We start from the raw sequence: 24,786 nt of genomic DNA, 5'->3' as shown, positions 1-24,786 counted from the left end.
TGCCACAAGTGATGACCTGACAATCTGACAAAGAAATTACTAACACTACCGCTATTTATGCACTTTGATTTTGGGGTGACAAAAAATTGCTGATGTTATATTAAGTCTTCCCTACCAAGGGAGATTTAGAGTGTGTCTAATTCAGCACTGCTACCGTATTAGTTACACTCAATATATCAGCCATTAAATCATCACTTGGGTTTACTTTATAGGTTTTTGATGGCATTTCTACCAGCATAGCCTCATCACGTATTTTGAAACGCAGGGTACAGTTTTTCATGGGATACTTTTGATTGTTGGTTTCAATCACATCCTGAATATTGGCCAATAACTGATCGCTCAGCGCATTTAGCTCTAAAAACACGGTTAATGATTTGGTCAACTTATCGCGCATTTCTGATAGCAGGCTCATGGTTGTTATACGCAAGTCCCAATTATCTTTCTGGCGGAATTTTTCTTCGATATTACCTTTAATATGCAGGAAATAACCATCAACCATCAGGTTTCTGAATTTTACATAATCCTCGCCAAACATCGCAAACTCGTACGATTCATTATAATCCTCCAATACAAACGTACCAAATGGTTTACCTGTCTTGGTCATTTTATGCTGAACATTCCCTACCAGGCCACCAACACAAACCTCACCCCGTTTACGCAATTGCGCAAAGGCAGCCATAACTTCCTCGCCGCCCTCGCCCGAGCGGGCTTTCTGCATATTTTTTAATTCGCTGATGGATGTATTGCAATACTTTTCCATCTCCAGCTTATAGTTATCCAATGGATGGCCGGTTAAATATATACCGATAACTTCTTTCTCGTATTTAAGCTTTTCTATCAACGGCCACTCTTCAGCATCAGGCATTGCAGGCTCGGGGATATAAGATGCTACCGAACCGCCAAATAACGATGATTGCGTAGTGCTTTGCGTGTTCTGATAATCGTTAGCATATTTTATTAAGCGCTCCACACCTGTTAAAATGCCATTCTCTGTTTTGGCGAAAAACTGCGCGCGGTTCAACCCAAACTCATCAAAGGCGCCGCCATATACCAGGTTTTCGTACGACTTGCGGTTAACACTGCGTGTATTCGACCGTTGTGCAAAATCATAAACAGATTTATAAGGGCCGCGTTCTATACGTTCTTCAATTATACTTTCAACCGCTTTATCGCCTACACCTTTAACCCCGGTTAAACCAAAACGAATTACACCTTTTTTATTAGCAGTAAATGCCATATCGCTTTCATTGATATCAGGCCCTAAAACCTCTACACCCATGCGACGGCACTCTTCCATAAAGAAGGTGATCTTCTCCATGTTATTCTGGTTATTTAATACCGCCGCCATATACTCTGCCGGATAATGCGCTTTTAAATAGGCGGTTTGGTATGCCACAAAGGCATAACACGTAGAGTGCGATTTATTGAACGCGTACTGGGCAAATGCTTTCCAGTCGTTCCAAACTTTAGTTAGTTTATCTTTGGGGTGGCCCTTGGCGATGGCCCCATCCATAAACTGCGACTCCATTTTGTTTAGTACCTCAATCTGCTTTTTACCCATTGCCTTACGCAATACATCGGCATCGCCTTTACTAAAGCCGGCCAGTTTTTGCGATAAAAGCATCACCTGTTCCTGGTAAACAGTAATACCGTAGGTTTCGCCCAGGTATTCTTCCATATCCGGTAAATCAAACGCTACCGGTTCATAACCATGTTTACGTTTAATAAATGATGGGATATACTCTATCGGCCCGGGGCGGTACAGTGCGTTCATGGCGATTAGGTCCTCGAACTTATCGGGTTTCAGGTCGCGCAGGTACATTTGCATACCGTCACTTTCAAACTGGAATGTACCGTTAGTATCGCCACGTTGATAAAGCTCAAAAGTTTTGGCATCATCCAGCGGTATATAATCTATCTCAATAGTTACATCATGATTTTGTTTAATGAGTCTTAAAGCATCTTTTAGGATGGTTAAGGTTTTCAAACCTAAAAAATCCATCTTAATTACGCCGGCGTCTTCAATCACACGGCCATCATATTGGGTAACCAACAGGTCAGAATCTTTTGCGGTAGCAACCGGGACAATATCCGTCAAATCATAAGGCGCGATGATAATACCGGCAGCATGCACACCTGTGTTACGTACAGAGCCTTCCAGCTTTTCCGCTTCGCGGAGTACAATACCTTTCAGATCAGGTGATTTATAAATAGCTGCCAGTTCCGGCACTTGCTCAATAGCTTGTTTTAGGTTGATACCCAAAGTATCGGGCACTAATTTCTTTAACGCGGTAACGTCAGATAGCGGCATATCCAATACCCGGCCCACATCCTGTATACTGGTACGCGCGGCCATGGAGCCATAGGTTATGATTTGTGCTACCTGGTTCTTGCCGTATTTTTCAACTACGTAGTCAATAACTTTTTGGCGACCTGCATCGTCAAAATCCGTATCAATATCGGGCATCGACTTACGATCTGGATTAAGGAATCTCTCGAAAAGGAGATTATACTTCAGCGGGTCGATATTGGTGATACCCGTACAATATGCCACCACCGATCCCGCCGCCGAACCACGGCCCGGACCAATAAATACACCGATATCCCGGCCATGCCTGATAAAATCGGCCACTATTAAAAAGTAACCGGCAAAACCCATGGTGCGGATAGTAAATAACTCGAAATTGATACGTTCTTCAACTTCGGGCGTAATATCAATATAACGTTCTTTAGCGCCGGTAAAAGTTAAATGCTTTAAGTACTCCCATTGGTTAAGGGTATCGGCATCCGGCGTGCTATCGCTATGTATCTTGAACTCTTGTGGGATAACGAAATTGGGCAGTAATATATCGCGCTTTAGCTTCAATACCTCCACCTTGTCAACTATTTCGTTGGTATTATCTAATGATTCAGGCAGGTCATGGAACAGCTTGCCCATTTCTTCCTGCGTTTTAAAATAGAACTGATCATTAGGGAAACCGAAACGATAGCCTTTACCGCCTTCTTCATCGGTGGCAATCGGCGTGCTTTGCATATCGCCAGTGTTAACGCATAGCAAAATGTCATGCGCGTTCGAGTCCTGCTGATCCACATAATGCGAATCATTAGAGCAAATAACTTTTACATTATATTTTTTAGCGTATTTAAGCAGTACATTATTAACGATCTCTTGCTCCGGTATAGCATGGCGTTGCAGCTCTATATAATAATCCTCACCAAAAAGATCCAGCCACCATTTAAACTCGGCTTCGGCTTCATCTTCGGTTTGTCTCAATATTGCTTGCGGGACAGATGCACCAATGCAGCAGGTGGTTGCAATTAAGCCTTCATGGTATTTTTCAATAAGCTCCTTATCAACACGCGGCCATTTACTGTAAAGGCCCTCCATGTAACCTAAAGAACAGATCTTTACCAGGTTTTTGTAACCCTGTGGATTTTTCGCCAATAATAACTGGTGGCGGCGTACATCCTTTTTTTCTTTGGTAAATTGTTTTTTATGTCTGTCTTCTACCACATAAAACTCGCAGCCAACTATGGGCTTAACATTATGTTTACCCGCTTCGGCCACAAACTTAAACGCGCCAAACATATTACCGTGGTCGGTAATAGCCAGTGCCTTCATTCCATCGCCTGCCGCTTTCTTAAATAATTTAGATATATCAGCGGCGCCGTCAAGTAACGAAAACTGGGTATGTACGTGTAAGTGCGAAAAATCGGGCATGTTAAATCCTAGATTTGGATGAATACAAATCTACCAAAAAAACAACTTTGGATGTGGTTTGTTGAAAAATTAGCGCATCAGCCGGGCATATTATTTGTTAACATTATACAGAACACAACTTAACCTTTGAAATTAATATAAAATTGGAACGATTTGGACGTATAGCTTTAAAAACCATTCTCTGGATAATTGCAAGTGTCATCTTTCTGGTGTTGCTTGTAGCTATTTTAATACAGGTACCCGCCGTGCAAAACTTTGCAAAAGACAAAGTGGTAACTTTTTTGCAGAATAAAATTCATACTAAAGTACAGATAGGCCATATAAGCTTAGGGCTGCCTAAGCTGTTGGTTTTAGAGCATGTTTACTGTGAGGATCAGAAAAAAGACACCCTTATAGCCGGCGATAAATTAAAGGTCGATATCAGCATGTTGCAATTATTGCACCATAAGGTGGAGATCAATGAGATTAATTTGCAAGGCATCACCGCCAAAATTAACCGTGGTAAAGACAGTGTTTTTAATTTCGACTATATCCTGAAGGCTTTTGCCGGCGAACAAAAGAAAGTGGTTAAGCCTGCTGATACTACATCGACCATGAAATTCTCCATGGATAAGATCATCCTTGACCGTATCAATATATCTTATCAGGATTTAACTACCGGCAATGATGTGAAATTTATACTGGGACATTTTGATACCCGGATCAAGGATTTTGATTTGGATAAGATGAAATTCACTATCCCCAAGATCAATCTGTCGGGTGTAAACGCGCGAATTATACAAACACCAATGGGGTCTTCTATAGCCCAGGCCGCTAAAATTGACACCGCGGTTAAGCCATTAAATATGGAGCTTAACCTGGGGACGATTGATGTATCAAAAATATATATAGTATACCGAAGCAGTGAGATGGCAGCTAATATTGATCTTAACAAATTTTTGTTAGAGATGGATAAGATCGATCTTAAAAACCAAAAGGTTGATATCAAAAGCATCGCCTTAAACGATACCAAAGCCGCTTTGACATTTGCCAAACCGCAAACAGTTAAAAAAGCTGTAGTTAAGACTATAAAGAAATTAGATACTATCGCGTCTAATCCAAATAAAAAAGGGTGGATAGCAACGCTCGGCAAAATTACCCTGATTAACGATGATATAAAGTTTGACAATGAAATACAAGCGCCAATAGCGCGTGGGTTGGATTTTGCGCACATGCATATTCGCAATTTAAATGCTGATGCAGAAAATATAGCTTATCGCCCCAATACCCTTTCGGGTAAGATCAACTCATTTACTTTCCAGGAAAAAAGCGGCTTAACTATTAATAAGTTTCACACTAAATTCTTTTACGGGCCAACCAACGCTTATTTAAATGATCTGCTGGTTGAAACACCGCAGACCGTTATACAAAAACAAGTACAGGTTAGCTATCCATCTATCGCGGCTATCACTAAAAATATTGGTTTGCTGCATATTAACGCAAATGTTGATGGTACCAAGATCAGCTTAAAAGATGTGTTACTGTTAATGCCGACAATGGCTAGTATGGAGCCGTTTAAACATTCATCAAACTCTGTATTTACTATTAATGGTAAAATTGCCGGGGCGGTTAATGACTTGAACATCCCCGAGTTGGAGATACGCGGGTTAAGTAACACCCACATTAAAGCATCCGCCAGGTTAAAAGGCTTGCCGGATATGAAGAAAGCTTATTTTGATGTAAACATAGCCGACTTTAACACCAGCGCTACCGATATAGCCAAACTTGTCCCCGCGGGTGCTATCCCTGCTTCGGTTAGTGTCCCCGCCAGTATAAATTTAAAGGGAAATTTTAAAGGCAGTACAAATAATTTTAATACTAAATTAAACTTACGCTCAACATACGGGGCTGCTGATCTGACGGCATCCATGAAAAACGGTAACAGCAAAACCGGGGCTACTTATGCGGCCAATATAAAAGCCAATAACTTAAATGTAGGCGCGCTTACCAAACAGCCCCAGATGGTGGGCATGGTTACGTTATCAGCTAATGTAAAAGGCCGTGGGCTTGATCCTAAAAAAGCCAGTTTACAGTTTGACGGTACTGTAGTAAAGGCTTATGTTAAAGGCTACAATTATCAAAACCTACAACTTAAAGGAACTGCGACTAATGGGAACTACACCGTAGTTTCACGCATGAAGGATCCTAACATCAATTTCACGCTTGACGCGAAGGCTAATCTGAATAAGAAATATCCATCGGTAAAAGCTAATTTAATATTGGATAGTATTAACCTGAAAGCCCTGCATTTTAGCAGTTCTACCCTGCGCTTGCACGGTAAAGTTGTAGCTGATATGCCAACTGCCGACCCCGATTATTTAAACGCTACTATTAAAGTAACTGATTTATTGGTGGTTGATAGCGCCCAACGTGTTCGCATAGATAGCATTAGTTTAGTATCAACTGCTAATGCAGATAGCAGCTCATTGCGTTTAAAAACACCGTTCCTGAACGCGCGAATGAGTGGTAAATACAAACTAACCCAGGTAGGCTATGCTATGAAGGATCTGATAGATAAATATTTTGATACCAGCCTGGGCAAAGCCACGCCTAAAACCAAACCTACCTATAGCCCGCAGCAATTTACTTTTGCTTTACGGATAGTAAAAACACCATTATTAACCCAGTTTGTACCGACATTAAAGCAATTGGACCCTGTTAATATAACCGGGCGTTTTAACAGTGCCAGCGGCGAGTTTGTAGTTAACGGCACCATACCAAAAGTAGTTTATGGTACAGAAGTAATAAACAATGGCAAGTTGGCCATCAATACCAATAATAACGCCCTTAATTACGCTTTAACAGTTGATGAAGTAAAAGTATCATCATCGTTAGACTTGTTGTTCCCGAGCATTACCGGTAGCGCGCAGAATAACAAACTAAACATCAGCCTACAGGTGCGAGATGCAGCACGGAAAGAACGTTACCGCATAGCCGGTGTATTCAGCGTGTTGCCAAACGAGTATCAGTTCAGCTTCCTGCAAAATGGGGTGATGTTTAATTATATCCCGTGGGCGGTTAATGCTGATAATGCTTTGCAATTTGGCAGCAAGGGGATTTTAGCGCATAATTTCACCATCACCAATAGTAACCAGGTGCTGAGTGTTAACAGCAGCTCGAACGAGTTTAATTCGCCTATAAAAGTTAGCTTCGGCGATTTCCATATTGAGACCTTAACCCGTATGGCGCAACAGGATTCATTGCAAGTTGGCGGTGTTATTAATGGTGAGGCTAATATCAGCGACTTCCAAAAATCGATGAAGTTCACTACCGCGTTAAACATTAACGATTTTAGTTTTAAAGGTGATACTGTTGGTAATGTCGCTTTAAAGGTAGACAACCAAACCGAAAACGCCTACGCTGCTAACATGAGCATAACCGGCAAGGGCAACCAGGTTGATATGAAAGGGCTATACTATACCAGCCCCCAAAGCAAGTTCGACCTTGACCTGACCATTGTTAAGCTGAATATGAAAAGTATAGAGGGTTTTAGCTTTGGCAGTATCCGCAATGCAAAGGGTGACATAACAGGCCAGCTTAAAATAACCGGGACAACAGCCGCGCCGGTAGTGCGGGGCGATGTCAACTTTAACCAGGTTGGCTTTAATGTCAGTATGTTAAATTCTTACTTCACCATGCCTAAAGAGACCATTACTTTTAATGAGGATGGTATTCTGTTCAGAGATTTTACATTGGTTGATTCAACCGGTAATAAAGCAATTGTAACCGGCACGTTATACACTAAAACCTTTACCGATTTTAAATTCGGTATTGATATTAACGCTACCAACTTTAGGGCGGTTAACTCTACCCAGGCAGATAATAAACTGTTTTATGGCAAACTTTATATAGATACCAAAATACAAATACGCGGCAACCAAAATTCGCCCAGAGTTGACGCGCAATTAACAGTTAATGATAAAACCGACATGACCTTTGTTTTGCCACAAACCGACCCCGGCATTGAGGACCGGAAAGGCGTAGTAGAGGTTATTAATGAAAACGCACCTAAGCTTGATTCCATTTTACTGGCTAAACGACTGGACTCATTAAAGCAAACCAGTTTAAGTGGTTTAGATGTTAACGCAACTATCATTATCAACAAAGCCGCTAAATTCACTATAGTAATAGATGAACGTAATGGTGATGTGGTACAGCTACACGGCAGTGCCCGGTTAAATGGTGGTATTGACCCAAGTGGCAAAATAAATCTTACCGGTACTTATATAGTCGAAGATGGGTCTTACAACCTGTCTTATGCTACTGTGACACGCAAATTCAATTTCAAAAAAGGAAGTTCGATCACCTGGACGGGCGACCCGACCTCTGCCAACGTAAATCTAACGGCTACTTATATTGCAAACGTTCCTCCAATTGACCTGGTTAACCAACAAAACGACGGCAGCGCTAGTTCAGTTATGCTGAAACAAAAGCTACCGTTTAATGTCAACCTTATGTTAAAAAATGAATTGTTGAAGCCGGATATTAGTTTTGATATTGTATTACCGGATAGCAATTATACGGTATCGCCGGACGTAATTAGTACGGTTAATACACGGTTGTCGCAAATACGCCAGGATCCTAATGAAATGAATAAACAAGTACTGGGTGTGTTGGTACTGGGTCATTTCATTGGTGACAACCCATTACAAAGCCTGGGCGGCGGTGCCGGTATAAATGGTGCCATACGTAATAGCGTAAGCAGCTTGTTGTCTGATCAATTGAATAAACTGGCGGGTAATCTTATAGCAGGAGTACAACTGAGCTTTGATCTTAACTCGGGGGCCGATTATTCAACGGGAGTACAACAGAATCGGACGGATCTTAATGTCGGATTGTCTAAGCAGTTTTTAAATGACAGGTTGACTGTTACCATAGGTAACAACTTTAATTTGGAAGGACAAAATCAACCGGGGCAAAAAACCACAGATATTGCCGGTAATCTTTCTGTAAATTATAAACTTACACCAGACGGTCGTTACATGATACGCGCCTATCGCCGCGATCAATTTATTGTGGTTGAAGGTCAGGTAATAGAAACCGGGGTGGGTTTCTCTTTAACTTACGAATATAATCGGTTTAAAGACCTGTTTAAAAAGAAATCAAAAGAGGACAAAGCTATGCTAAAGGAGTATAGCGACAAACAAAAAGAGCAAAGGAAAGAACAAAAAGCAGCCGACAAGGAACATGATGCAACCGTTCCGCCAGTTGCGCAGCCCGCTAATAAACCTGCCGAACAAAAACAAACATCAAATTAAATATGGCTAAGCTTAGATATATACTTATTGTTTTACTTGCTGTTTTTGCCAGCGCCTGTAGTACTACAAAGTATTTAGGGCCGGGGCAAAAACTATATACCGGCGGCGAGATAAAAATCACAGATAAGCAAAACACAAAAAGCAGAGATGCGAAAGCCATGACTGCCGACCTTAAATCATTACTACGCCCGGCGCCAAACTCGACTATATTAGGCTTACGTTTTAAGTTGTGGGTATACAATAAAACCAGAACCAATAAAGTACGCGGCCTTAGGCATTATTTAAACACCCATTTCGGCGAGCCGCCTGTATTAGTCAGTACTGTCGATCTGGTTAAAAATAGCAACATATTACAAAACAGGCTGCAAAATAAAGGTTACTTTTTGGCGCAGGTTAGCGGCGATACCGTCAGCAAAAAAAATTCAAAACTGGCAAAAGCCGTATATACTGTGCAAACCGGACCGGTATATCATTATCGCCAAATATCTTTCCCAACTGATAAGGATGACCTGGATACCGCGATTGCCGGCACAGCCAAAGAAAGTTTGCTAAAAGTTGGCGATAGATTTGACCTGGATGTTATTAAAAACGAGCGGATCCGCATAGATGCCAAATTAAAAGAAAGAGGTTTCTTCTATTTTTCGCCTGATAATTTAATAATGCGTTACGATAGTACCAAAGCCAACCACACGGTTGATATGTTTGTGAAGGTTAAAGAAACCACGCCCGACCAAGCCCGCTGGATCTATTCGATCAGGAATATTTATGTATATGCAAAATATTCGTTGCGTGATACTTCGCTTAAATTGGATTCGGCCGAGCATTATGCCTGGTACAATGTTATCGACCCTAAAAAAACAGTAAGGCCTTTTATATTTAAAAACACGGTATTACTGCATCCTAACGATACCTATAACCGTACCGCTCATAATAACAGCTTAAACCGTTTTATTGAGCTGGGGCCATTTAGTTATGTTAAGAATCGTTTTGAAGATGTTACGCCTGATTCGCCAAAGCTGGATATATATTATTTTTTGACCCAGGCCAAGCGTAAATCGCTTACTGCCGAGATTGTAGCGCGCCAAACATCGGCCAATTATGACGGTACGCAGTTTAACCTTACGTTTCGCAATAAAAACACCTTTAAGGGCGGCGAGTTATTTACGCTGAACTTTTTTACCAGTACTGATAAACAATTTGGCAGCTACCATAACGGCTTCAATGTTTTCCAGTTTGGTGTAAAGCCATCCATTTCGTGGCCGCGGATTGTAGGGCCTGTTGATATAAAAACAAACAATGCCTTTATCCCCAGGACAATTTTAACCACGGGCTATACACTTATTGATCGGTCGCAACTGTATAAGTTAAACTCGTTTGATGCCTCGTTTGGTTATCAATGGAAACCTAACTTGTACAAACAACATACCTTAAACCTGTTAGAATTAACTTATGTTGATGCTGCAAATGTTAGCCAGCTTTACAAGGATAGTATCAAAAACACACGTAACCCTACCCTAACTCACGTTATTAATAACCAGCTTACGTTTGGGCCAAGCTATGCGTATACCTATGACAACTCTACCGAAGTGTTTAGAACTAACTCCATTTATTATATGGGCAAAGTTAGTTTATCAGCCAACCTTTACGGCATCATAACCGGGGCAGATACTTTAAAAGGAAAAGTGAGCAAAGTTTTCGGCACACCATTTAACCAGTACATTAAGGTAGAGAATGATTTGCGGTACTACCATAAATTAGGCCCCGGCAGTAAGTTTGCTACCCGCTTTTTGGTTGATGTTGGTTTGCCTTATGGTAACTCTACCATTTTGCCTTACACCCAGCAATTCTTTATCGGCGGGCCCAATAGCTTGCGGGGGTTCCAGGCACGCTCAATTGGCCCGGGGTCTTACTATCCACCGGGATCAGTAACCGGTGGCAGCCAGTTTTTGCCTGATGAGTCGGGCGATATTAAGTTAGAAGCTAATATCGAGTATCGCCAACATTTATTCAGTATTGTTGAAGGGGCATTATTTACAGATGCAGGTAATATCTGGTTGATGAAAAGTCATTATGGTTTGCCGGGTGCCGCGTTCGGCAAAAGCTTCCTGAGCCAGATAGCCGCCGATGCCGGGTTTGGATTACGCTTTAACCTATCGGTATTAATATTACGTACTGACTTTGGTTTCCCATTGATCAAACCAAAATCAAGCAATACAGGCATTGTTGATGGTGTAAACTATACCGGTTCAGGCTGGCACGGATCAAACATGGTGTTTAACCTGGCTATTGGGTACCCATTTTAATTTAATGAGTGAATTATGGAATGAGTGATTGAGTGAATGTTTTAGTTAACCAGCATATTGGTTTTAAACTCGCTGCGATACAGTTTAATAACAACAAAAACATTAATGATCATTAATACCATAACGCCTGTTACTATGCCGTAAATTACATTAATTGATATTAATTTTTCTATGGCCCAGTGTTCTGTTTTAAATCCGTATTTCGCGATCATATCACTGGCTAGCATCACTATAAATAACCGCCCGGAAATAAGACTCTGCCTAAAAGGTACTACCTTAAAATCATTTCCATATTCATGTTTTAGCCTAAATCGTCTGATAGCAGGCCAAACAAATAAGAAAATTAAAAGTACGCCTATAATCATCCCAACAGTATCATTGAGCATAAACAAATATTTTGTGGTCAATTGAACAGCTATCGATGTAAGAAGCACTTTCGAAAGCATACGATCTGAAGTAAAAGCCAGTCTTCTAAAGACTTCATCCTTAATAGATGTTTTCCTTTCGCTATATTTATAGCCTAATCTAAATCCCCTTATAGCCGAAAGTATAACAGGTAAAACAAGCAAGAATAAAAAAAAGAAGAAAAGCGCGCCATCGGTTTTAACATTAGGCAACTGTAGATAAAACAAACCCATAAACAGAGCAGCGGTAACAACAACCAGCGGAGAGGCAAACCAACGTTTAAAATTATCACGAAATTGGACTTGTGCGGTTGCTTCTACCGCTTGCCGGCAGTTTTCTTCAAGAGCTAATAACCCGTTGCTACCGCCAAAGTCATTATCCAGTATATCCAAAACAGTAGTAGCAAAATATTGCTGTTCGGGGTGATTTTCTATCGCCATCAGCATGTGGTCATAAACCTCTTCATAAGTTTCGCGGTACTGCATTACCTTGCGCAGGTAATCTTTTAACCATTGCTTTTGTTGGGTGGTTGGCTTCATTGGTTTAGGCTTAGTTCAATATCACCTTTATATAACTTAGATAAAGTTTCAGCACGTATAATAAAAAGTACAGTGTAGGTTGTTATAATAAGCTGCTCTACATAGCGACCCTGCTGTTTTGATATTGAAAATATAAGGATTATTGACTGCGATAAAATCGCCAGCCATACATAAATAAACACCGATCCATAAGTCATTTTTTTTAGGATGGCATCTCTTAACGAGGCCTTTGTGTCTCCAAATAAATAACCCGTTTTTATTCGCTTTGCTATAAATATTATTTCGGGTATTAGAATTATCAGACCAAAAAATACCTCCATGACTAAAAGAGATTGCAGAGCTATATAGTTTAACAGTAAGAACGTTGCTGCCACGCTAACCAATAACGGCACGGATTTAAACCAACGCATAAAGCTTTGCCGGTATTGTTTTTTTACTTTTTTTATAGCAGCAACCCTGCATTTATCTTCCATCTGTCGCAGTTTAAAATCACCACCAAAATCCTGTTCAATAATATTATTTACAAGGGTTTCAAAGTCTTGATAATCCGCCTGTTGCGCTAACGCCAGCAAGATATGATCGTAAACCTCCGCATAGGTTTCGCGATATCTTAAAATGCCATTTAGTTTGGCTTTTATAAATTCCTGCTGCTCCCGGTTTGGTTTCATTTCACAGCAGGTTTAAGGTTTAGCAATAATTGCAACTGGTCTATAAAAGCCTGCACCTCTGTTAACTTACTGGTTACTTCTTTGCCGCCTTGCTCTGTTAAGCGGTAATATTTGCGCACCCGGTTATCAACTATCTGGGTAAAAGTTTCTAAAAGTCCGTCAGCCTCCAGTTTATGCAGGGCCGGGTATAAAGCGCCTTCGGTAAGCAGCACATCGCCGGCCGAGATCTCTTTTACCTTTTGAGTAATTTCATAGCCATACATTTCTGTATGATCTTCCAACAACTTTAAAATAACGGTTTGCAGAGTGCCTTTTAATAACAGATTTGTGCTCATATAAAACAAATATATAATAATTTATATACATAACAAACTTATGTATATAAATTTAAAAGTTATTTTACAACACGTTATTGCTGTAAGGAATCAACAGACAATTCCTCACTTGCTTCGCCCCCACCAAGCCTGCGAATTATAGCTTTATCATAATATCCACCATTTTCATTTTTTAAGCGAAGCCTTGTGTAAAACTAATTTTTAGGTATAGATGCCTTTTTCACCAAGTTTTCCCTTTCAATGGCCGACATGTAAACGATTTTACCATTTTTGGTAGTTATTTTGGCATAACCATCCTGCGCTTTTGAACCATATTTTTTTATTCCTATATCCCCGGGGAAAACTATTTCGTTTTTTACACATGATCTGCTAATTTTATAAAGCAGATCTGCCGGATATTCTTTACCGTCAATAATAACTAGTGGATTTTTTCCTAATAGTTCTACACCAGTAATTTCACTATACCTTTTACCTGTTGTAGCTTTTAACTGTTGTCCGCCATTGTTCCCACCACCATTATCAATCGTAGCATTTTGCGAATGTTCAATTTTTGTTGAAAATGTAAATACCGCAGTATATTCTTTTAATCTGGGCCAGTAAGCCCTGTTCCCTTCTACACTGTACTCTCCCGTAATTGCAGCAACGGTTGTTGGCGACAACTTTTGAATGCTATCCTCGTCATATAATTTACCGTCAAATAAGTAGGCCGCTTTATCGCTCAGCCCGATTTTAGTGGAAAGTGTACCTCCCCCCGGCGGGTGCATAATTATTTTTGAATACTCTTCACCATTATACTTTTTAAGTATCAGCCGGTTATAAAAACGCGTTATCGGAACGGCATCTTCTTTATCAGTGTTTTCTATTAGTATCTGTTTTTCGGCCGGAGTCATGAGGGCAATTTTGCCGTTTTTGGTGCGAATATTCACCAGTCCATCTTTTGCCGTTGTTCCACGATATTTTATAGCTTCAGCAGGGGTCATTATACTGCTCCCGCCAACGCAACTTTCACTTATTTTGTACAGAATTGTTGATGGGTATGGCTTATCATCAATCAGAACCAATGGATCTTTGCCTAATTCGTTTATTCCTTCAACAACACTATACTGTTTTTTAATTTTTTCATCATTTTTTAGCCGGGCAAAAGCCGCGCAGCTTAGTACAATTAGGGGTATTATACCCAAATAAATTATCCTTTTCATATTTGCAGAAGGTTTATTGAATAACATGGTAATTCGTTTTTTTAGTGGCACTTTACTAAAGCTATGGTATAGCATTCCTTGCTTTGCGATAGATAAATGGAGCAGTAATTCGGCATAATTATTTTTATCTGTTGATAGGGTTATCTTACGGTCGACCTCAAACTCATGATTTTCTTCAATTGACCGCAAATACAAATACACAAACGGATTGAACCATAAAATGATCTGGATTATTTTGGCAACTATCCGGTCGGCAGAATGCAGCAGTTTAACATGCAGCATTTCATGAGCAATGATCTGCTGCATCTCATCCGCACTTAACTCATCATCATTCAAAAAAATATAGTTCAAAAATGATCCGTTAGAAAGCTGTTTATTGCCATGCATAACATTAACACGGCCAATGCGGTCAACTTTTTTATTCCGCAGCTTAGTGAAAAAATTAAGGAGGGTAATTACTAAATGGATAAAGAGCGCAGCCGCCACCAAACAATAAATTAGCTTTAATACTTGTATCCAATCAATGCTTTTTTCCACCACGGCTTGTTGTATCTGGCCAGATAAATTGCCCGGTGCCTTTATTTCATAAATAGTACGGGCTTGTTGTATTACCGGGACGTATTGTGAATCCTGCACATGGATGGTAAGTACCGGAATAACAAAGCTTAAAATTATGGTAGCTAATAAGTACCACCTGTTGATAGTAAAAAAAGTAAGCCGGCTAAGCCTGAAATAATAAAACAGATAGAATAATCCCATGCATGCACTTACTTGCAGCAGATAAATCATAGCGCTCATAACTGTTTGTTTTTATTAATAATGTCTTTAATTTTTTCAATATCTTCTTTGCTTAGCTGATTCTCTTTCAGCATAAAAGAAAAGAGGCTTTCGGCCGAGTTATCAAAATACCCCGACAACATTTTTTTTAATGATGCCTTGCGATATTCTGATTTGGTAATGAGTGGAAAATATTCGTGCGTTTTTCCATAAGCCTTATAGCCTATATAACCTTTTTTTTCTAACAGGCGCACTATTGATGAAATGGTATTATAAGGCGGCTTGGGGTCATCAGGCATGGCGTCAATAACATCATTCACAAAGCCTTTTTTTAACTTCCATAAAATTTGCATTACGCGCTCTTCGGTTTTTGTTAACTCTTCCATAAATCAAACCTATAACTAATTTTTCAGTTATGCAACTTATTTTACAGTTATATAACTTAAAAATACGGTTGATATGCATAAAAACCTGTATATCAAGCGATTAATTATGTAAAACAAAACCGCTTAATAAACGGCTTTTTTGAAGTAAGTTTATTTTTTTCTTAGGGATTTTCAAGTTCGCATCACCCGCATTCACACACCGGAACTATAGTCTTGCAAACTTAGAGCATCCGCTCGCTCTTGGCCGCGGAGGCCCATTACTTTTTCCTTAGATGAAAAAGTAACAAAAAATCAAGTCAGACGATATGCTTCTTTGCACGCAAGGCCTTTGCCCTGCAATCAGGCAGAATCACGGGCTGCAATATTTTTGCCCTGCTTCGCGTGCACTATGCCTTCGCTTCAACAAAAAGTTGCTATGCCCTCTCCACCTCTTATGGCCAACTTATTCTGCCTGCTTTCATCCGAAGCTTTTCGTCTGACGCTTGGAGATAAAACCAAGATCTCTGTATTTGTGAGCAATCCAAAAAAGCGGTGGCCTGTCAGCACGCGCGGCCGGGAGTCTGGCCTGTGAAGTGGCAGCGATCGGGCTGACTTGGATCTTTTGGTTACTTTTGTATCAAGACAAAAGTAACAGCCTTAGCGGCAATTGAGCGCTACCAAGCGATGAGTTACATAACGATTAGCTAACCGTTATGCCGCGCAAATGACTTGAGGGTTATAGAATAAAAAAGCCGCTCGTTGAGCGGCTTTTAAATATTCAAATAATCCGACATCGAAAATCCGATATCCGATATCTACTACGTATCTATTCTTGCATACTTCGCATTCTTCTCAATAAATGCACGGCGCGGGGCAACCTCATCGCCCATTAACATGGAGAAGGTGTGGTCACACTCGGCAGCATTTTCAATAGTGGCTTTTTTAAGTGTACGACGGGCAGGGTCCATTGTGGTTTCCCATAATTGCTCGGCGTTCATCTCGCCCAAACCTTTGTAACGTTGTACGTGTACGCTATCTTCTTTACCGGCACCTTTTAGTTTTTGTATAGCCGCCAGGCGTTGGTCTTCTGTCCAGCAGTATTCAAACTCCTTACCTTTTTTAACCTGGTAAAGTGGTGGCGATGCGATGTAAACATAACCCGCTTCGATCAGCTCTTTCATATAACGGAAGAAGAAAGTAAGGATCAATGTTGTAATATGCGATCCATCCACATCAGCATCCGTCATGATCACAATTTTGTGGTAACGCAGTTTAGCTATGTTTAACGCTTTATCATCCTCGGGCGTGCCGCGGCTTACGCCCAGGCCGGTAAACATGTTTTTTATCTCTTCGTTCTCGTAAATTTTATGCTCCATGGCTTTCTCCACGTTAAGTATTTTACCCCTTAACGGTAATATAGCCTGGTATTCGCGGTCGCGGCCCTGCTTGGCAGTACCACCCGCCGAGTCACCTTCGACAAGATATAACTCGCATAAAGCCGGGTCGCTGTTAGCACAATCAGATAGTTTACCCGGCAAGCCCGAGCCACCCATTACACTCTTGCGCTGCACCATTTCGCGCGCCTTACGGGCAGCGGCACGGGCAGTAGCGGCCAGTATAACCTTGTTAACTATCATACGGGCCTCTTTAGGATGCTCTTCCAGGTAGTTACCTAAAATTTCGCCTACGGCCATATCAACCGCGCCCATTACCTCGTTGTTACCCAACTTGCCTTTGGTTTGTCCTTCAAACTGCGGCTCCTGCACTTTTACAGAAATTACAGCAGTTAACCCCTCGCGGAAGTCATCACCGGTAATTTCTATCTTCATGTTTTTCAGCAAGCCTTCCTTATCAGCATAGCTTTTTAAGGTACGGGTTAATCCCCTGCGGAACCCTGCAACGTGGGTACCACCTTCAATGGTATTAATATTGTTAACGTACGAGTGTACGTTTTCTGAATACGTATCATTGTACTGTAGCGCCAGCTCAACCGGGATACCTTGTTTTATCCCATCCAAATAAATAGGCTCTGGTATTATCGCGGTACGGGTGCCATCTAAAAATTTAACAAACTCGCTCAATCCACCGGTCGAGTAAAACTCTTCCATCGGAAAGCTTCCATCCTCTTCGGGCTCACGCTCGTCAGTCAATGTTAAGCGGATGCCTTTATTTAAGTAAGCCAGCTCGCGTAAGCGGGCAGCCAGTGTGTCAAATTTATATTCGGTAGTTAAAGTAAATATCGTAGGATCGGGCTGGAAAGTTTGAGTAGTACCGGTGCGGTCTGACTTGCCAATTTCTTTTACTTCGAACAAAGGCTTACCTTCAGAATATTCCTGGGTAAACATTTTCCCATCGCGCTCAACAACAGTTTTCATGTGGATAGATAGCGCGTTAACGCAACTTACACCCACACCATGCAAACCACCTGATACTTTGTAAGTGTCTTTATCAAACTTACCACCGGCGTGCAAAACGGTCATTACAATTTGTAGTGCCGATACTTGTTCTTTAGTAGTGATACCGGTTGGGATACCACGGCCATTATCAACAACGGTAATTGAGTTGCTTTTGTGTATGGTAACGTTTATAGTATCGCAATAGCCGGCCAGCGCCTCATCTATCGAGTTATCTACAACCTCATACACTAAATGGTGCAAGCCTTTTACGCCTGTATCGCCAATGTACATGGACGGGCGCTTACGCACTGCTTCTAAACCCTCTAAAACCTGTATATTATCTGCTGAGTAATTCGATTTGTCTATATTTTCTTCGCTCATATTTTGGTTAAAACAATAACTCACAAAAGTACTCATTTTAAAGCATTTTTTCACTACTGTTGATAAAATGAATGCTTGTTAATATACTTATGCGTGGCGTAAAAACAACTTCGAATTTATGCGGGAATATAACAAGTTAACGAACAGCTTTTTATGGCTACATTATTTTTTACGGACTGATTTTCGTATTTTTGTAGATACCTGACATCGCTATTTCCGGCGCTGTTTACCATTGTTTTTTTTGCATCGCGATAGATAAAAAATCAGCAAAAAAACCTGCGTAAAAATCATAAATAGCTGATATGCTGTATATTAATTAAAAAAAACTATTACCGGCATAAGCGTCAATGCCCGGAAAACACCAAAAATTACTACCGGCATAATCCTTAATGCCCGAAAAACAGCTAAAATTAATACCGGTTAAACCACCAATACCCGGCAAACAGCCAAAATTACTACCGCCTAAACCCTTAATACCAGTGTGAATACAAGCGGGTTAATTGATTAGGATAGTTAGTACGAAAGTTTATCTTTGTGAAAAAAATTATTAAAAATAACGATGTGCTTAACGCCGTCAACCATCATCAAAAAAACAAATCAATTTAAATGAAAACTACGGGTTCTATTTTAACCATTACTTTAGGCTTATTAACGGTAGCAAGCATGGTTGCCTGCAATAATAAACCGGCAGCAACAACGGCTGCAACTACCACCACAGCAACATCTGATAAAGGAACAACAGTATATATAAACTCTGATTCCTTATTGGCTAAATATGAATATGCTAAAGACATGCAGGCTCGTCTTACCGAAAAAGGCAAAGCTGCTCAGGCCGAAGTTAATTCTAAACGCCAGGCGTTAGCCCGCGAAATTGCCGATTATCAAAAAGACGCGGCTACTTTACCTGCAGATAAACGCCAGGCTATTGAGCAACGTTTATCACGCGAACAACAATCGCAACAACAGTTTGAGCAAAGCGAAGGTGCAGACTACCAAACCGAGCAAGGGAAAGAAACTAACAAGCTTTATGAAAAGCTGACCGATTTTTCTAAAACTTACGCTAAAGAAAAAGGTTATAAATTGGTATTGACTTACTCAAAAGCAGCTCCGGGTGTATTATATGTTGACCCAAGCCTTGACATAACTGCCGATGCGGTTAAAATATTAAATGACGCTTACGCAAAGGATAAAAAATAAGCGGATGTGCAGATTGCAGATGTACTAATGTGCAGATGCCTGATATTTAATTTCGATATTGAAAACCTCAGCTAAAAGTTGAGGTTTTTCTTTTAATGGCAGGAGATATTTTGCCTCTTGATTCTTAAATCTTGATTCTATTATGAGCAATCACGAAAAATTTATGCGGATGGCGATTGACCTATCCGAGTATAATGTAACAGAAGGACAAGGCGGCCCGTTTGGTGCCGTTATTGTAAAAGACGGAATGGTAGTAGCCCGCAGTGCAAATAGAGTTGTACCCACTAATGACCCCACAGCACATGCCGAGGTATCGGCCATACGCCTGGCTTGCCAGGAACTGGGCACTTTTAGCTTAGCAGGCTGCGAAATTTACACCAGCTGCGAACCCTGCCCTATGTGCCTGGGTGCTATTTATTGGGCCCGGATAGATAAGATTTACTACGCCAATACCAAAGTTGATGCAGCCGCGATAGGCTTTGATGACCACTTTATTTACGAAGAGCTTGACTTGCCCATGGACAAACGCAAACTACCTGTTGTACAATTAATGCGCGATGAAGCGCTAAGCGCGTTTAAGTTGTGGAGTGAATCAGAGAGTAAGACAGATTACTAAGCCCCACCCAAACCCTCCCGGGTAGGGAGGGCTTAAATAAAAATTAAAAAGTCTCCCCTACCGGGGGAGATTTAGAGGGGGCTATCTTCTTCCTTTTTAAAAAAATCGTCCTGCAAACCATCAATCTCTCGTCTATCCCGTTTAGTAGGCCTACCCGTACCCCTATCGCGTTTAAGTACCGGGGCCTGAAACATTGATTTAAATGCAGGCGTTTGCTCAACAGGCGTAATATCTTCATAATAACCAACAGCGGTTTTGGCATCGGTACGGCTTTCAAGCAACCCGGTTACCCTTATTATTTTACGATCAGGGCCTTTTGATACCTGGTAGGTTTCGCCCAGTTTAACCTCGTGCGATGGTTTAATGTTATTACCGTCCAATTTTACACGCCCCGCCTTGCAAGCATCAGATGCCAGCGTGCGTGTTTTAAACAGGCGGATGGACCAAAGGTATTTATCTATTCTAAGTTTTTCTTTTTCGGGCATGGTATTAAAACGCAAATTTAGCAAATATTAGATTTGTCATCGAACAACCCTCTTTCTCACTTGCGAAAGAGAGGGTCGACGAGCGAAGCGATGTCGGGGTGAGTATTCGCCGCCGTATAGCAATCAACAATTATCAAACAAATCTCCCTAAAATTCCTTTAATTTGTCGAAAGTTTAAATTTACCAATGCAAGATCTAAAAAAATTAATTGAGGCAGCCTGGGAAGACAGGAACCTGTTAGGTTATAAAGAATATACAGATGCTATTGAAACCGTAATTGAGCGGTTAGACAAAGGCGAGATACGCGTTGCCGAGCTAATTGGCTCTCGCTGGCATACTAACGATTGGATAAAGAAAGCGGTTATACTATACTTCCCTATACGTACGATGGAAGAAATTAAAGCCGGTCCGTTTATGTTTCATGATAAAATGAAACTAAAAACAGATTATAAAAAAACCGGTGTACGTGTAGTGCCCGGAGCCTCCGCACGTTTCGGCGCTTACCTGGCCAAGGGTGTTATCATGATGCCCAGCTATGTAAACATAGGCGCTTATGTTGACGAAGGTACCATGGTTGATACCTGGGCAACTGTAGGCTCATGCGCGCAGATTGGCAAGAATGTGCATCTAAGTGGCGGTGTTGGTATTGGCGGCGTATTAGAACCGGTACAAGCCGCACCGGTTATTATTGAGGACAACTGTTTCTTAGGATCAAGAGCTATTGTGGTTGAAGGCGTGCACGTTGAGCATGAGGCCGTACTAGGTGCAAACGTAGTTTTAACCGCATCAACTAAAATTATTGATGTTACGGGCAGCACACCTGTCGAGTACAAAAGCTTTGTACCGGCTCGATCTGTAGTTATTCCGGGTTCATATACCAAAAAATTTCCTGCCGGTGATTTTCAAGTGCCATGCGCTTTGATAATAGGCAAACGTAAAGAATCAACCGACAAAAAGACATCGTTAAACGATGCTTTAAGGGAAAATAATGTAGCTGTTTAATAGTTTTGAGTGGTGGGTTTTGAGTGACGAGTGTCTCTTTATTTACTCACCACCCATAACTCAAAACTCATAACTCAATGAAAATACTGATAAGATTGCCTAACTGGCTTGGTGATGTAGTTATGAGTACAGCTTTCATCGGGGCGGTTAAGCAGCTTTATCCGATGGCACAGGTTGATGTTATCATAAAAAAAGAGCTGAGCCCTGTAGCATCACTTATACCTGGGTTAACCCAGATCCATTCATTTTTAAAAGAAGAATATAACGGTCTTGTTGGTGCCTACCGTTACGGCAAAAGTTTGCGTACCGAAAAGTACGACCTGTTTTTTAACCTGCCCGATTCTTTATCATCGGCAGTAATGGGTAAAGCAACTAATGCCAAGCAACGCGTTGGTTTTAGCAAAGAAGGTGGCTTTTTACTTTTGACCAAAGTTTGCAAAAGGCCTAAAAATGCACATCGGGTTGATGAGTATCTGTCAATACTTGAACAGTTTAACGAAATGCCCGTAACGGGCCGTAAAGTAATGCTTAACCCCGAAACGCGGGAACCAAACAAACTGGTGTTACTTAATTTTAACTCGGAAGCTGAATCGCGCAGGATGCCACTGGACAAAGGCCGTGCTTTATTGAATTTGTTAACCAATACTTTTATAGACGTTAAATTTGGCCTGATAGGCGCTCCGAAAGATGCTATTTTTTTGGAGCAGATTTTGGTTAATGCCATAAATCAGGACCGGATAGAAAACTATACCGGCAAAACAACCTTGGTTACATTAACCAGTTTAATGGCAGGTGCAAAAGTTTTGTTAACCACAGATTCGGGCCCGGCACATTTGGCAAATAGTTTGGGCACACCGGTTATTGCCCTATTTGGCGCGGGTAATGAACATAATACGGCTCCATATAACAAAGCTAACTTAACCGTATTACGTGCAGGCCAGCTAAACTGCGAGCCCTGCGTGCGTAACGAATGCAAGCTATACGGCATACCAAAGTGTATGGAACTATTAGACGATCAAAGAATTATTAACGCCTTGAGCTTATATTTAAACCATGCTTAGAGACGAAGTAGCTAAAGCTTTTAAAGTTGTACAGGACGGCGGTATTATCCTCTACCCTACCGATACCATTTGGGGGATAGGTTGTGATGCGGCAAATACCGAAGCAGTAAAAAAAATATATCGCCTTAAACAGCGGGATGAAGCCAAAAGCATGATCATTTTGTTGGATACGGACAATAAACTGGCCAGTTACATACAGGAAGTACCCGAGCTAGCTTATAATCTTATTGAATATGCCGAAAATCCGTTAACGCTAATTATGCCGGGTGCAAGAAACATCTCGCCTGCATTAATTGCTAATGACGGCAGTGTGGGCATCAGGGTGTCAAATCATCCGTTTTGCCAGGGGTTGATACAGCGTTTGCGCAGGCCATTGGTATCTACATCGGCAAACATCAGTGGCAAACCATCACCACAATACTTTTCGCAGATAGACCAGGAAGTAATAGATGGTGTTGACTATGTGGTAGATGTGGACCAACATAGCATGGAAATTAAAAATCCATCAACCATAATGCGGCTTGCACCCGATGGCCGCTTTGAGTTTATTCGTCGCTAATAATTATTATTAGCTTTGCAATTAATGAAAGCGCATCTAAAACATCACATATTTACCACGATATCGCAGCTTGCAGGCCAGCAAAATTTGCCGGTTTACGCTATCGGTGGTTTTGTGCGCGATATTTTTTTAGAGCGCCCATCGAAAGATATTGATATCGTTATCATTGGTAACGGTATTGCCTTCGCCGAGACTGTTGCTGCTAAGTTGAAAGTAAAGCTGGCCGTATTTAAAAACTTCGGCACCGCCTCTTTAAAATACCAGGATTTGGAGGTTGAGTTTGTGGGCGCTCGTAAAGAGTCGTACCGCCTAGATTCGCGTAAACCTATTGTAGAGAACGGCACTTTAGAAGACGATCAAAAACGCCGTGATTTTACCATTAACGCTTTGGCTATTTCTTTATACCCTGATACATTTGGCGATTTAATTGACCCATTTGAAGGGATAAAGGACCTCTGCGCCAAACTGATCAGGACACCACTTAACCCTATCGAAACTTTTTCTGATGACCCATTGCGAATGATGCGCGCTATCAGGTTTGCATCGCAGTTAAACTTCAGAATAGATGATATTGCCGTTGAGGCTATAAAAAACAATGCCGACCGCATCAGCATTGTATCGCAAGAGCGGATAACGGACGAACTGAATAAGATCATTTTATCAAAAAAACCATCCATCGGTTTTAATTATTTGTTTGATACGGGATTGCTGCATAAAATATTCCCGCAGATGACCGCACTTTATGGCGTAGAATATATTGACGGCAAGGGGCATAAGGATAATTTTTACCATACACTGCAAGTGTTAGACAACATTTGCGAAACCACGGACGATCTTTGGTTGCGCTGGGCGGCCATATTACATGATATTGCCAAACCACCTACCAAACGTTTTGAGCCGGGCCATGGCTGGACGTTTCATGGGCATGAGGACAAAGGCGCACGCATGGTACCCAAGATATTCGCGCAGCTAAAATTGCCACTAAATGAGAAGATGAAACTGGTGCAAAAACTGGTTCAGCTGCATTTAAGGCCGATAGTATTATCGCAGTCTATCGTTACTGATTCGGCTGTACGAAGATTGTTATTTGAAGCCGGTGACGACATTGAGGGACTAATGCTGTTGTGTAAAGCAGACGTTACCACCAAAAACGAGTACAAGGTTAAAAAGTACCGTAATAATTTTGAGCTGGTTCAGCAAAAATTAAAAGATGTTGAAGAGCGCGATAGTATCCGTAACTGGCAGCCACCTGTTACCGGTACAGATATTATGGAATTATTTGGTATAAAAGAGGGCCGCGAAGTAGGTATAATTAAAAATCAAATACGTGAAGCTATATTGGAAGGCGAGATACCTAACTCGCGCCCCGAGGCAATAAACTTCACAATTAAAAAAGGCGAAGAAATTGGCTTAAAAGTTGTGGCAAACACAAACACAAATTAAAATATTATTTTTACCAAAAATTTCCACTAACACATAC

Annotated in this window: 16 protein-coding genes; 8 read left to right on the top strand and 8 right to left on the bottom strand. The window is 41.1% G+C overall.

The genetic code is table 11. The annotated features are described in order from the left end of the window. Positions 1-136 precede the first annotated feature (136 nt). Positions 137-3,721, bottom strand: coding sequence for a DNA polymerase III subunit alpha (gene dnaE, locus JWQ34_RS02885; protein WP_299353638.1), 3,585 nt, complete (start codon positions 3,719-3,721; stop codon positions 137-139). 143 nt (positions 3,722-3,864) lie between these two features. Between dnaE and JWQ34_RS02880 the strand changes: the two genes are divergently transcribed. Beyond that, positions 3,865-9,018 carry a translocation/assembly module TamB gene (locus JWQ34_RS02880; RefSeq protein WP_299353635.1) on the top strand — a complete coding sequence of 1,718 codons (5,154 nt, stop codon included), beginning with the start codon at positions 3,865-3,867 and terminating at the stop codon, positions 9,016-9,018. Positions 9,019-9,020: 2 nt separating this feature from the next. Beyond that, a complete protein-coding gene (locus tag JWQ34_RS02875; protein ID WP_299353633.1) occupies positions 9,021-11,321 on the top strand; it encodes a BamA/TamA family outer membrane protein in 2,301 nt (766 codons plus the stop codon). A 41-nt stretch (positions 11,322-11,362) separates the two neighbouring features. Here the strand turns inward: JWQ34_RS02875 and JWQ34_RS02870 are convergent, their stop codons facing one another. The 6 genes from JWQ34_RS02870 to gyrB all read right to left on the bottom strand — a co-directional run bounded on the left by JWQ34_RS02870 (position 11,363) and on the right by gyrB (position 18,386). Next, positions 11,363-12,265, bottom strand: coding sequence for a hypothetical protein (locus JWQ34_RS02870; protein WP_299353630.1), 903 nt, complete (start codon positions 12,263-12,265; stop codon positions 11,363-11,365). Continuing rightward, positions 12,262-12,933 carry a hypothetical protein gene (locus JWQ34_RS02865; protein ID WP_299353627.1) on the bottom strand — a complete coding sequence of 224 codons (672 nt, stop codon included), beginning with the start codon at positions 12,931-12,933 and terminating at the stop codon, positions 12,262-12,264. Before JWQ34_RS02865 ends, JWQ34_RS02870 begins: the two co-directional genes overlap by 4 nt. Next, entirely contained in the window at positions 12,930-13,268 is a 339-nt protein-coding gene (locus JWQ34_RS02860) for a PadR family transcriptional regulator (RefSeq protein WP_299353624.1), read from the bottom strand. The genes JWQ34_RS02865 and JWQ34_RS02860 overlap by 4 nt, the downstream gene beginning before the upstream one ends. 194 nt (positions 13,269-13,462) lie before the next feature. Continuing rightward, positions 13,463-15,265 carry a M56 family metallopeptidase gene (locus JWQ34_RS02855; protein ID WP_299353621.1) on the bottom strand — a complete coding sequence of 601 codons (1,803 nt, stop codon included), beginning with the start codon at positions 15,263-15,265 and terminating at the stop codon, positions 13,463-13,465. Continuing rightward, complete coding sequence (locus JWQ34_RS02850) at positions 15,262-15,630, bottom strand: BlaI/MecI/CopY family transcriptional regulator (RefSeq protein WP_299353618.1); 369 nt, start codon at positions 15,628-15,630, stop codon at positions 15,262-15,264. Before JWQ34_RS02850 ends, JWQ34_RS02855 begins: the two co-directional genes overlap by 4 nt. A gap of 797 nt (positions 15,631-16,427) precedes the next feature. Beyond that, on the bottom strand, positions 16,428-18,386 hold the full coding sequence (gene gyrB / locus JWQ34_RS02845) for a DNA topoisomerase (ATP-hydrolyzing) subunit B (RefSeq protein ID WP_299353615.1): 1,959 nt from the start codon (positions 18,384-18,386) through the stop codon (positions 16,428-16,430). 606 nt (positions 18,387-18,992) lie between these two features. Between gyrB and JWQ34_RS02840 the strand changes: the two genes are divergently transcribed. Both JWQ34_RS02840 and JWQ34_RS02835 read left to right on the top strand, forming a co-directional pair. Beyond that, positions 18,993-19,583: an OmpH family outer membrane protein gene (locus JWQ34_RS02840; protein WP_299353612.1), complete on the top strand. Its 591-nt coding sequence runs from the start codon at positions 18,993-18,995 to the stop codon at positions 19,581-19,583. A 142-nt stretch (positions 19,584-19,725) separates the two neighbouring features. Continuing rightward, positions 19,726-20,199: a nucleoside deaminase gene (locus JWQ34_RS02835; RefSeq protein ID WP_299353609.1), complete on the top strand. Its 474-nt coding sequence runs from the start codon at positions 19,726-19,728 to the stop codon at positions 20,197-20,199. Positions 20,200-20,270: 71 nt separating this feature from the next. On the opposite strand, the gene JWQ34_RS02830 is transcribed toward JWQ34_RS02835, so the two are convergent. After that, complete coding sequence (locus tag JWQ34_RS02830; protein ID WP_299353606.1) at positions 20,271-20,684, bottom strand: RNA-binding S4 domain-containing protein; 414 nt, start codon at positions 20,682-20,684, stop codon at positions 20,271-20,273. A gap of 186 nt (positions 20,685-20,870) precedes the next feature. On the opposite strand from JWQ34_RS02830, the gene JWQ34_RS02825 reads away from it, so the two are divergent. The 4 genes from JWQ34_RS02825 (at position 20,871) to JWQ34_RS02810 (ending at position 24,749) form a co-directional block, all read left to right on the top strand. Continuing rightward, complete coding sequence (locus JWQ34_RS02825) at positions 20,871-21,686, top strand: 2,3,4,5-tetrahydropyridine-2,6-dicarboxylate N-succinyltransferase (protein WP_299353604.1); 816 nt, start codon at positions 20,871-20,873, stop codon at positions 21,684-21,686. A gap of 77 nt (positions 21,687-21,763) precedes the next feature. Continuing rightward, a complete protein-coding gene (locus JWQ34_RS02820) occupies positions 21,764-22,747 on the top strand; it encodes a glycosyltransferase family 9 protein (protein ID WP_299353601.1) in 984 nt (327 codons plus the stop codon). Continuing rightward, the gene (locus JWQ34_RS02815) at positions 22,740-23,306 is read left to right on the top strand and encodes an L-threonylcarbamoyladenylate synthase (protein WP_299353598.1); all 567 of its coding nucleotides are present in this window, start codon (positions 22,740-22,742) and stop codon (positions 23,304-23,306) included. Before JWQ34_RS02820 ends, JWQ34_RS02815 begins: the two co-directional genes overlap by 8 nt. Before the next feature lie 24 nt (positions 23,307-23,330). Next, positions 23,331-24,749 (top strand): HD domain-containing protein, encoded by a 1,419-nt coding sequence (locus tag JWQ34_RS02810; protein WP_299353596.1) that lies wholly within the window; start codon positions 23,331-23,333, stop codon positions 24,747-24,749. Positions 24,750-24,786: the final 37 nt, after the last annotated feature.

Source organism: Mucilaginibacter sp. (assembly GCF_028288185.1).
In the GTDB taxonomy this organism is placed as follows: Bacteria; Bacteroidota; Bacteroidia; order Sphingobacteriales; family Sphingobacteriaceae; genus Mucilaginibacter.
The sequence above is the reverse complement of the archived record's forward strand: the minus strand, read 5'-3'. Positions and strand labels throughout refer to the sequence as shown.